Source organism: Thermus altitudinis (assembly GCF_022760835.1).
Classification (GTDB): Bacteria; Deinococcota; Deinococci; order Deinococcales; family Thermaceae; genus Thermus; species Thermus altitudinis.
The window spans coordinates 1-9,815 of sequence record NZ_JAKTNQ010000048.1; the positions used below are offsets into that span (position 1 = coordinate 1).

Sequence of the window (9,815 nt, forward strand, 5' to 3'; positions counted from 1 at the left end):
CTACGGGGACTATCTCAGCTTGCTTATACGGCCCCTTCGGGGCCGGCGGGGGGCGCACCCCCCGCACCCCCGCCTGTATACCCTGATAGCCACCAGGCTTGTGGACACCCTTCCGCCACGTGCTGGACAGCGAAAACCCCGATTTTTGGGGGGCCCTTTAGCCATCCACACTCAACCCTGTCCCCGCATCCGCTTGAGCCAGTTGGAGGCCGTGGTGGGGCTCACCCCCGCTTCCCTGGCTAGGGCCCGGGCGGTGATGGCCTCGTCCCGGCTCTGCAGGCGCTTCAGGGCCTCCGTGAGCTTCTCCTCGGCCTCCTGCCTGCGCCGGGATCCGCGCTTCCGCCCCCCGAGGGAGGCCCCCGTCTGCACCGCCTCCTGGAGCTCCTCCCCCTGGAGGGGCGGGATCAGGGCCCGGGCCTGAGGAGAGAGGCGGCTCCGGTCCGGCCGCCCCGTGGAGGAGACCGCGTACACCCGTCCGCCCTGGTAGCGGTCGTAGGTCCACTTCGCCACGCTCTTGGCCGTGTGGTGGACCTCCCGGGGGCTCAGGAGCCCCTTGGGGTGGTCCCGGAAGAGGGCCTGGTTCAGGGCGTGGGCCCTCTGCTCCACCCAGGCCCGGAAGGCCTCCCGGCCCCCGGGGACGCCCCGGAAGAGGGCCACGTGGGCGTAGGCCTCCGCCCGCAGGCGGTCAAACAGGGCGCAGTTCCGCCCGTAGGAGGCGAGGCCCGGGCTCAGCCGCCTCCGGGTCCCGGGGGGAAGGAGCCCCTGGAGCTCCCGGTGGAGGTCCCGCAGGCTCCACCGCTTCCCCCCGCCCCAGGTCCACTCCGGGGGGTGGAGAAAGGGGTTCCGGGAGAGGAGCCCCGTGTAGCCCGGGTCCGCCCCGTAGTAGGCCTCCAGCAGGGCCTCCACCTCCGCCAGGAGGGCCAGGGCCCCCTTCAGGCTCTCCTCCCGCCCGGGCGGGGGCTTGAGGGGGATGGGGTCCAGCTCGTACCAGGCGTGGAAGTGGCCCGATCGCGGGTTGACCAGGACCAGGGAGGGGGGGAGGGCACGAAGCCTCTCCTCCGCCTGGGGCCAGGGAAGGTCCACGTCCACCACGAGCCGCAAGACGGCGTGGGGGTAGTGGCCCACCTGGACGTGGACCCTCTTGAGGGCGTTCTCCCGCTTGTAGACGCGCACCCCCGCCTGGGGATCGTCCGTGGCGTAGGGGTAGCGGGGGAGGGTCTGGGCGAAGTGGGCGAGGTAGGGCCGCTGGAAGGCCTCCCGGGCCCGCTCCGAGCGGGGGGGAGGGGCCAGGAGGTGGGCGCGAAGGGCCTCCAGGGGGAGGCCGTAGAAGGCCGCGAAGAGGGAGAGGGCCCTCTCCCCCAGGGCGCGGTCCTTCTGGAGGAGGTTCAGAATGCTGGCAAGGGTTTTACGGGCTTCCTCGTGATGAAGGCTTCCCGGCCGGATTGGAGTTTCCACGCTTGCCTCCTTCCCCCGGCCGGGTTAGGATGGAGGCCTCCTGGGGAGGAGAGGCCTCGGCTGTTCATCCGGCCGGGGTCTTTGCACATAACCCCCATTCTAGGGCAAGCTCCCAGGGCCAGGTTCCCAAGAACCCCAAGGAAAGGCTTCCCCAAAGCTCAAGGCGTAGGCGGGCCAGGTGCGAACCCCCTGGCTCACCGCCCCCAGAACCGCCACCAGGGCCGCCTCCTCAAGGTAGCTTCGCTGACCGGGGGCTCCAGGGCCTTCAAGGCCTCCCTGAGGCAGGCGTTCTCCTCCCGCAGGGCCCGGAGTTCCCCCTCCACCCGCTCCAGCCGCTCGGCCAGGGCCCGGAGGAGGGCCAGGGCCTCCCCCTCGGAGGGGAGGGCGAGGCCGGCGGCCGGGAAGTCCCCCTGGACCCGGGCCAGGGCCTCCTCCAGGGGGAGGCCTTCCCGCAGGTGGGCCTCCCGGGCCGCCTGGAGGCGGGCCAGGGCCTCCTTGGGCCAGAGCCGGCCCCCCCGGGGGTCCCGGGGCAGGGGGCCCACCACCCCCTCCCACAGGGCGGCGTAGCGCCGGAGGGTGGCCGGGGAGACCCCCAGGGCCCGGGCGGCCAGGTGGGGGGGCAGGAGGGTCTGGCCGAGGTCTTCCCCTTCCGAGTGGTCCATGACCGCAGTCTACCCAGGCGCTCAGGGTGAGCGCTTACCGCTCACCCCCGGCGCTGAGCGGGCGCTCACCCCCCGAGAAGCCGCCGCACCCACGCCCTCCGGGCCTCCCGGTAGGCCTCCCGCTTCGTCTGGCCCCGCGCGAGGACGGTTTCCGGGCCCACCTCGGCGCTGGCGATGTACCCCTCCCCCTCGGGATCCCGGGCGGCCGAGGGGGCCCCGTACCGGTCCCACCCCTCGGCGATGGTCTCGGCGATGAGCTCCAAAAGCCCCTCCTCCCAGACCTCGGGGGAGAGGTCCAGGGCGTGGCGGCCGTACTTCTGGCGCAGGTAGGTGCAGAAGGGCCCCAGGTCGGGGTCCCGCTCGGGGTCGGGGAGAGTCTGGGCCAGGGCCCAGAGGACCCCGGCGAGGCGCCGGATCACCCTCCGCCCCCCTTCCGGTGGGCCTCCCACCACTCCCCGAGGGTCCGGGGAGGCTCCTCGGGGTAGAGGCGCATCCCGATGGGGGAGAGGGGGGCCTTGGGCCACTCCTCCACGGCCTTCCGCCAGGGCGGGGCCTTCCATTGGCCCGAGGGATCCCGCAGGTGCCGGTCCCCCCAGAGCTTCTGCACCCTGCGGCGGATCTCCTGGACCTGGCTCCACACCCCGCTGAACATGGGCAGGTTCCCCAGGGCCTTCATGTGGCCCACGAGGGCCCTCCAGTCCCCCTCGGCGGCGTAGGCCAGGGCCTCCTCCAGGAGGGCCCGGTGAAAGGAGGGCTCCAGGAACCAGGTCCACCGCCCCCGCTGGTCCTTCCGCAGGACGTACGTGGGCTTCCACTCCCCCTCCCGCCAGGCCACCCAGTAGAGGGGGCGCTTGGGTTCGAGGGAGGCCTCCACCCGCCGCATCCCCTCCCCGGGGAGGGGGTGCGGGGCCAGGAGCATGAGGGGCCAGGTGGGAGGAGGGTTCTCCGGGGGCATCACGCTCACCGGGGCCAGGAGGAGGTGGGCCACGGGGAGGCGGGCCTCCTTCCGGATGGCCCGGGCCTTGGGGGCGATGAGGACCGCGTGTTTCTCGTCCAGCTTCTTCACGGCGGCCAAGACCTTCTCCACGGGGGCCGTCTGGACCTGCCACCAGGTGTACCCGTCCCGGCTCACCAGGCGCAGGGCCTGGGCCAGGAGGGCGGACTGGCTCCTGAGGAGGGGGTAGTCCTCGGGGTCGGTCATGGCGGTCTACTCCTGGGCGGCCCCGGAGAAGAGAGGGGGCGTGTCGGAGGGGGGCGTGTCGGAAGGCTCTTCGGGTTGCTCGTTAGGCGGCTCTTGCGCCTTCTCTTTTGTCGCCCTAGCTCGGTACTCCTCCGCAAGCATCGTCAGGGCCTCTCGGGCGAGCTCGGAAAGCGTCATACCGTGCTCCCTGGCGAGGGCTTCCAGAGCGCTATGGGTGGCGGGATCCAGGCGCAGGGTGAGGCGCTCCTCGAGGCGGGGCTTGGCCTTATCTCGTAGGCGCTTCTCCAGGCGGGTCAAGACAGACATGATGGCCTCCTTTGAGGCGAGGGTAGCGCGGGGGGGCGGGGGGTTGTCAAGGGATTACGCTTTTTTTCACGCGTTCCGGGGCGTTCCTGGGCTCTTAGTGAGGTTCCTTTGGGCGACCCGCTTGACCTGGGGCGGGGAGGCCGCGTAGGCTGGTGGTGAACCCTAACCCGGGTGGTGCCGGGGCCGGACAAGTAGCCTAGGAGCTGCCACTCCGATGGCGAACGCCGGGGAAGCGGGGTGCCGGGGGAAAATCCTGGCTCGCCCCGCACTCAACGCGGCGCTCCAGGGGCACAGCCTCCGGTTCGACCGCAATCCACATACCCCGAGGGATCGGGGGCGAGATTGGGCGACCCGGAAAGGGTCCTGGGGGCGAACCCCCAGGGCTGACCGCGGGAAAGTGGGTGAAAGGCCCACCCACGGGATGGGGTGAACCCATAGCCCCATCACGTGTGCGGAGCAGGCCGGTGCTGAGGGTGCCGCGAGGCACCAGGGGGCTGAGGGAGACTGGAGGCCCCGCTGACCCGGGACAACCGGGGGCGCACGATAGCTAGGCCTGTAACGGGGGGGGTGCGACTCCCCCTCTGCTCCGAGCCCCCCGCCTGGGGTCCGTGAAGTCCTGGCCGTGCCCGGAGTACCCCGAGCTCCGGAACCTCGTAGGGGGAAAGGGCCACGCAAGCGGCCAGGGCGTAGCGAAGGCGGGAAGGTGGCAGGTACCGCGGTCTAACGGGGGAACCTCTCGGCCTGGACCCCGGACCTGTGGCAGCAGGGACGAAGGGGGACAGGTGAGCCGTGGGGAGTAGCCGTGCGGCGTACGGAGGCCAGGCCTCCCGAGGCGGCGGCGAAAACCCGGCGCGCGAGAGGGGGAGACTGCCCGAGTACGAGGGGGGAAGCTGCGGTGGGGGCCCCGTACCCGCCGTGGTGGAACCTGGCCTAAGGGCCTAGGAAAGGGCAGACCGGCTTACCCTGGGGCTTCCACCCCAGGGGGCCTCGGCACCGCTTCGGGGGCGGGGGGCAACCCCTGCCCCGACAACCGGGAGAGGGATCCCGAGGGGAAGGTGGAGTACCCGAGGGGACGTTGACGATCACGACCACAGGCGCTTACCCCCACCGGGGGAAGCCTCCGGGAGGAGGTGGATCCTGGCCACAGCACAGGGGGGAGCGTGGCGGCCACGGGCCTAACCGTGGCGGCGACCGCCAGGCGGCGTCCCAAAACGCCAGGGGGCGACAGGGCCGAGAAGGGGTTGACCGGGAGGTCGGCCTGGCCGAGAAGGTCGCCCCGAGAGGGCGCAGCGGGAGTCGCCGTGGTCCCCCGGCCTCACAGGGGGGGAAGGGAACTGCCAGAGTGCCGGCTGGCCGCGGGCCTCAACGCGGTGGTGGCCACGGGCCTAACCGTGGCGGCGAAGGCCGGCCAAACGGGCCAGCCACGGCGTCCTCCGGCCGTACAGGAGGGGGCGTTCCCGGGCCCAGAAACCGGGAGATGGGAAGCCCGGAGCTCCCCGCGGGGGGTTCCCGGGCGGTGGCCGGAAGGGCCTGCGGGCCCGGAAGGACACGAATCTCAGGGCGAGAAGCCCACCCTTACAGGGGGACACCCTTATCCCCCACCCCCGGCTGACACCTCAGCCGGGGTTTTCTGTTTGCCCCTCAAGCCGCCTGGAAGGCCCCTGGAAGGCCGGGGAAGGGGTGGGGGGCTACTTCCCCTTGGCCCTCGAGGGGGCGGCCTTCTAGGGCCCTTAGAGGCCGGGAGAGGTGGTCTTTTGCAAGTCCATGCCCTTCCCACCCCCCGGGGATCCCGGGGGGTGGGGTGCATAAACCCCCCAGGTCTTCCCTGGATCCCCGGCAAGCCTATGCGGTCCGAGGGGTCATTTTGGTCGCTTTTCGCCCTTTCCTGCGCGAAAGTTCGCCTTCGCGCAAAGAGGGCCTAGGCCCCCGAGGCCTCCGCCGGCAGGGGAAGCCCGGTGCCTAGGGCCTGGGCGTAGAGCACCAGGGGGTCCAGGTCCAGCCCCCCGGGCCAGACCGGGGCCCCGAGCTCCGGGTCCACCCGCACCTGGGCGAAGAAGCCGGGATCCCGGAGGCGGGAGAGGAGCCCGGGAAGCTCCAGGGCCGAAAGGTCCACCACCCCCTCCTTCCCGTCCGAGAAGCGGAGCCGGAGCTTTAAGACCTCCAGGGGCCTGGCCTCCACCACTTCCACCACCATCCCCTCCAGACTACTCCAGGGGTGGGATGGGCCTCAGGGGCTCGCCCCGCCGGGCCCGCTCCCAGTTCTCTAGGAGGGCTTCCCGGTGCAGGGAGGCCCACTCCACCACCAGTCCCAGGGCCCTGGGAAGCCCGGGGGAGGGGCAGGAGGCACTCCCCTTCGGGTGGAAGGCCTTCTAGGTCCCTTAAGGACCGGGAGAAGAAGGTAACTTGGGGCGATGGTCCGTAGGCGGGAAGTGGTCATCGGCCCCGACCGGCGCCTCCGGGTCACCTTGGAGGTGGAGCGGGGGAAGTTGCGCTCCTGGGCGGTGCAGCTGGAGTGGTGGGACCCCGAAGACGGCCGCTGGGTCTGGGTGGCCCGTTACGACACCGCAGGGGGCAGGGCCCACCGGGACCGGAACCGCGTCGCCGCCCACGAGCCCGTGGACCTTCCCGAGGATCCCGGCAGGGCGGCGAAGGTGGCGGAGAAGGAGCTCTCCCAGCGGGCCGAGGAGTACATTGAGGCCTACCGGGCCGCCAAGGCCCAGGGGAGGTAAGCGTGGTGAACCCCGCGGAAAGGCTGGCCGAGCTGGACGGGATCCTCATGGACCACCTCCTGGAGGCAGGCCTCCTCCAGGAGCTCCCCGAGGCCTACCGCCTGGTCCTCCTCCCCCTGGACGAGCCCGAGGTGGCGGCGAAGGCCCTGGCCTGGGCCCGGGAGGCCCCTAACCCCGAGGGCTGGCCCCTGGTCTACGCCCTCTTCCTGGAGGGGAGGCCCGTCCGCCTCCTCCTGCCGGGCAGGGAGGTGGAGGTGGCCCCCAGGGCCGCCTAGGGGGGCGGGAGAGGCCCCGGAGAGCTCCGAGGGAGGAAGGGCAGGCGCAGGACCGCCTCTCCCAAGCCTCCCCCACTCCACCACCCCCAGGACCAGGACCAAGCCCCAGGAGGCGGGGAGGAGGTGGGGCCTCCGGGCCATGAAGCGCACCACAAGGGGCCTCACCGGGAAGCCGCACCCGCGCCCCCTTCCATGGCCCACCAAATTCTCATGTTGGAGAGCAACAGTTAGGGTATGGGTGGAATCAATCACAAACCGACCAAAAAGATAATGCTCGTTTCTTCCGCAGCTCGTGTGAGTCGGGTCGTTGGTATGACGCTTGAAACCCTTCTCGCTGCGAACACCGCATATGAGGAAGCCATCATTGCAGCATTTAACGGTTCGTACGACGAGGCACTTTCTCACCACAACCAGAGCCTGGACCTTGCGGCAACCGCAAAGCAGCGCTTGCGCGACATTGATGCTGCTTACACCATGATGCTCGAAGACATCGCTATTGAGAAATATCCGGGTAACCCGCTGGCTCCAAAGCTCGAACCTGATGTGCTTCGCAAAGAGCTTTCAGGAAAGGTGCTACTTGATTTGAACACAGTTCTCTTTGATGAAATGGCCAGTGCGATCAAAGCACAAAACCTCGTGGAAACCTTCAAGAAGGAACAGGCGCAATTCGCCAAAGTCAAGGAGTACTTTGGACCCTACCTCGATGCTCTAAGGGAATCCAAGGATCGGCTCGAGAGCAGCGCGCACGATCCCCGGGTTTGGGTACGGGCGGTGGATGACGGTGAGGTTCCCATACGCTCCACATACCTCGCCCTTCTGACGGGTTTCCTGGGGGCCTTTCAGCGATTTGTCTACAGTACGGCGATTTCGACGGATCTCTACTACAAGACTGAGGGCCGTGGCGGTCTCATCAACGAAGGGGCAGCCGTACGTCGTTGAAGCTAAAGGTGTCGTGAAAACCTACCCCGGGGGGACACCTGCCCTCCGGGGAGTAGATTTTTTCCTGCGGACGGGGGAGCGGGTAGTTCTCCTCGGTCCGAACGGGGCAGGCAAGACCACGTTGGTGAAGATCATCGCTGGGTTGGTGGAACCAGATGCCGGCGAGCTTAAGGTGTTCGGAAGCCGCCCTACTCCGGGCAAACGGCGCTGGCTAAGCTTTCTTTTTGAGGAGGCCGAGAACCTCTACGGATACCTGACAGCCTGGGAGAACTTGCTTTTTTACGGCAGGCTCGCGGGTGTCCCCGAACGCACCATCCGTGAGAAAGGCTTAGAGTTGCTGTCCGCGTTTGGTCTGGGGGAAGCGAGAGACCGGTTGGCCCAGAACCTCTCGCGTGGACAGAAACAGCGACTCGCCCTTGCCAGCACCCTGATACAGGAAGCTGCGGCCTATGTCCTCGATGAACCGACCTTGGGGCTCGATCTCCAATCGCAAAACGACCTCATTGCGCGTATCAAGGAACTCCCCACGGTTCTCATTACCACGCACGACCCGGTTTTGGCCTGGGAAGTTGCCGACCGTTTCATAGTGCTGAAAGGAGGTGAAGTTCGCGAGATCGCGGTTCGTTCGGATCTCGCAGCCAAAGGGGTCCATGACCCAGAAACGCTCCGGAATTGGCTTTTGGAGGTGTACCGGTGACTCCCCTTTTTCGCGCTTTTCTGGCACGCAGCTTTGCCCTTCAGAGGCGCTATTTTACCGATTATGCGCTTGGACTTTTAGTGAAGGTGTTTTTCTTTACCGCCATTCTGTATACCAGCCAGGGGTATTCAGCGCGACCGGCCTACGTAGCCGGATTTTTACTCTGGTATCTCGCCGCGCACTTGCTGGCAAGGATGGCCAACTTCTTTCTGGAGGAAGCTTATCTGGGCACGCTAGGCCGGTTGCTCGCCTCGCCCCACTCCCCCGCGGCCCTTGTCGTTGCGCTCTCCCTCGCTGAGCTTTCGATGGCCCTGCCCTGGGTCGCTGCCCTAGCAGTTTACGCTAGGCTGAGCGGTGTTTCGCTGGCTGGCCTCGGGCCGGAAGCGCTGGCCGCCAGCTTGCTGGCGCTGACAGGCGTTTGGGGGCTCGGCCTTTCGTTGCTCGCAGCCTCACTGCGCTACAAGCAAGTGGGGAGCTTTACCGAGATGCTCACCTTTTATCTTCTCCTTTTTTCCGGGTTCTTCGTGCCAGGGGAAAAGTTACCCTTAGCCTTACGCACATTGAACACGCTGAATCCCTTGGAATGGGCGGTTAGGGTTTTTCTAGGAGAGGGGTTCGGGCCGCTACTGGCTGTAACCGTGTTTTGGGTGTTGGTTGGCGGCGTGGCATTTGCCCACAGTTATAGCTGGGGAAGGCGCAGCGGCCGGCTCCTCGATTATTAGAAACTTCTGGCGCTGTCCTCTGCGAGAAAGCCAGCTGAAACTTGCACTTCTACGGTTCCTCGGAAAAGGCCCGGGCTTTTGGTCCCGCATCTTCGTTCCCCGCCGCACCTCTCCATGAGATTCTCGGTGAGGCCACACCGCACCCCCGAGGGGCCCACGGCCCGCCCTAAGGCCCCTAGAAGGCCGGGGGTGGGGGAGGGGGCTATTCCCCCTTGACCCCCTCTCCCCCCCCGCCTCAAAAGCCCGCTCAGGCCCTTCCAGGGGGGTAGGTGCACGAAAGCCACCTTTCGCGCAAGAAAGGCCGTCAGGAAGCCGGAAAACCGGGGGCCGGGTGCATAGGCTTGCGGGGAAAGCCCCAGGATCGCGGCAAGATTATGCTGGGGAAAGGCCCGGGATCCTAGGCCTCAAGGAGTGTGGGGTTTATGCGGGGGTTCCCCCGCCGCCCCGAGTAGAGGCCCGGCCTCCCTCTTCTCCGGGTCCCACCCTCCCCCGGGAAGGGGTCCCTGGCCCGTCCTAAGACCCCTAGAAGGCCGGGGGGCGGGGGGAGGGGTAAAGGGGGTGCCCCCCGTCCACCCCCCGCCTTAAAAGCCGTTTTAGGGGCGGTCCTCGAGGGGGAAACCGAGGTTTTTGTCGTCCTGGACGATGAAAATCGCGTGCGGGCGGGGTAAATATGTGAGGTATCTCACTTTTTCTCGGATCTCGGGTTATCTACCCAAAGGAAAAGGGAATTTTTGCAGTTTGCGGAAAAAGAGGGGGGACTTTAGCCGTTAGCTACGCTACGGGGACTATCTCAGCTTGCTTATACGGCCCCTTCGGGGCCGGCGGGGGG

Annotated in this window: 11 protein-coding genes; 5 read left to right on the forward strand and 6 right to left on the reverse strand. The window is 67.8% G+C overall.

The features are described 5' to 3' along the window. Positions 1–171 precede the first annotated feature (171 nt). The 6 genes from L0D16_RS11755 to L0D16_RS12545 all read right to left on the reverse strand — a co-directional run bounded on the left by L0D16_RS11755 (position 172) and on the right by L0D16_RS12545 (position 5,818). On the reverse strand, positions 172–1,455 hold the full coding sequence (locus tag L0D16_RS11755; protein ID WP_071678293.1) for a replication initiation protein: 1,284 nt from the start codon (positions 1,453–1,455) through the stop codon (positions 172–174). A gap of 194 nt (positions 1,456–1,649) precedes the next feature. Next, positions 1,650–2,117: a MerR family transcriptional regulator gene (locus L0D16_RS11760; protein ID WP_071678292.1), complete on the reverse strand. Its 468-nt coding sequence runs from the start codon at positions 2,115–2,117 to the stop codon at positions 1,650–1,652. Between the two features lie 65 nt (positions 2,118–2,182). Next, positions 2,183–2,536, reverse strand: a complete 354-nt coding sequence (locus L0D16_RS11765; protein WP_126204515.1) for a hypothetical protein — start codon at positions 2,534–2,536, stop codon at positions 2,183–2,185. Beyond that, positions 2,533–3,318, reverse strand: coding sequence for a hypothetical protein (locus L0D16_RS11770; protein ID WP_243032402.1), 786 nt, complete (start codon positions 3,316–3,318; stop codon positions 2,533–2,535). Before L0D16_RS11770 ends, L0D16_RS11765 begins: the two co-directional genes overlap by 4 nt. Before the next feature lie 6 nt (positions 3,319–3,324). After that, entirely contained in the window at positions 3,325–3,624 is a 300-nt protein-coding gene (locus L0D16_RS11775; RefSeq protein ID WP_038043893.1) for a ribbon-helix-helix domain-containing protein, read from the reverse strand. A 1,918-nt stretch (positions 3,625–5,542) separates the two neighbouring features. Further along, positions 5,543–5,818: a DUF2442 domain-containing protein gene (locus L0D16_RS12545; protein WP_015618050.1), complete on the reverse strand. Its 276-nt coding sequence runs from the start codon at positions 5,816–5,818 to the stop codon at positions 5,543–5,545. A 217-nt stretch (positions 5,819–6,035) separates the two neighbouring features. Between L0D16_RS12545 and L0D16_RS11785 the strand changes: the two genes are divergently transcribed. From L0D16_RS11785 to L0D16_RS11805, 5 genes are all read left to right on the forward strand, one after another. Next, the gene (locus L0D16_RS11785) at positions 6,036–6,353 is read left to right on the forward strand and encodes a DUF7718 family protein (protein WP_093008633.1); all 318 of its coding nucleotides are present in this window, start codon (positions 6,036–6,038) and stop codon (positions 6,351–6,353) included. A gap of 2 nt (positions 6,354–6,355) precedes the next feature. Next, on the forward strand, positions 6,356–6,628 hold the full coding sequence (locus tag L0D16_RS11790) for a DUF5647 family protein (RefSeq protein WP_015618048.1): 273 nt from the start codon (positions 6,356–6,358) through the stop codon (positions 6,626–6,628). Between the two features lie 234 nt (positions 6,629–6,862). Continuing rightward, entirely contained in the window at positions 6,863–7,567 is a 705-nt protein-coding gene (locus tag L0D16_RS11795) for a hypothetical protein (RefSeq protein WP_126204478.1), read from the forward strand. A 13-nt stretch (positions 7,568–7,580) separates the two neighbouring features. Continuing rightward, positions 7,581–8,264 (forward strand): ABC transporter ATP-binding protein, encoded by a 684-nt coding sequence (locus L0D16_RS11800; RefSeq protein WP_011279292.1) that lies wholly within the window; start codon positions 7,581–7,583, stop codon positions 8,262–8,264. Continuing rightward, a complete protein-coding gene (locus L0D16_RS11805; RefSeq protein ID WP_038054955.1) occupies positions 8,261–8,986 on the forward strand; it encodes an ABC transporter permease in 726 nt (241 codons plus the stop codon). The genes L0D16_RS11800 and L0D16_RS11805 overlap by 4 nt, the downstream gene beginning before the upstream one ends. Positions 8,987–9,815 lie beyond the last annotated feature (829 nt).

Excerpts from the sequence above, each read along its gene's own strand:
- L0D16_RS11760 (WP_071678292.1), bottom strand. The coding sequence starts at position 2,117 with ATGGACCACTCGGAAGGGGAAGACCTCGGCCAGACCCTCCTGCCCCCC.
- L0D16_RS11770 (WP_243032402.1), bottom strand. The coding sequence starts at position 3,318 with ATGACCGACCCCGAGGACTACCCCCTCCTCAGGAGCCAGTCCGCCCTC.
- L0D16_RS11775 (WP_038043893.1), bottom strand. The coding sequence starts at position 3,624 with ATGTCTGTCTTGACCCGCCTGGAGAAGCGCCTACGAGATAAGGCCAAG.
- L0D16_RS12545 (WP_015618050.1), bottom strand. The coding sequence starts at position 5,818 with ATGGTGGTGGAAGTGGTGGAGGCCAGGCCCCTGGAGGTCTTAAAGCTC.
- L0D16_RS11785 (WP_093008633.1), top strand. The coding sequence starts at position 6,036 with ATGGTCCGTAGGCGGGAAGTGGTCATCGGCCCCGACCGGCGCCTCCGG.
- L0D16_RS11795 (WP_126204478.1), top strand. The coding sequence starts at position 6,863 with ATGGGTGGAATCAATCACAAACCGACCAAAAAGATAATGCTCGTTTCT.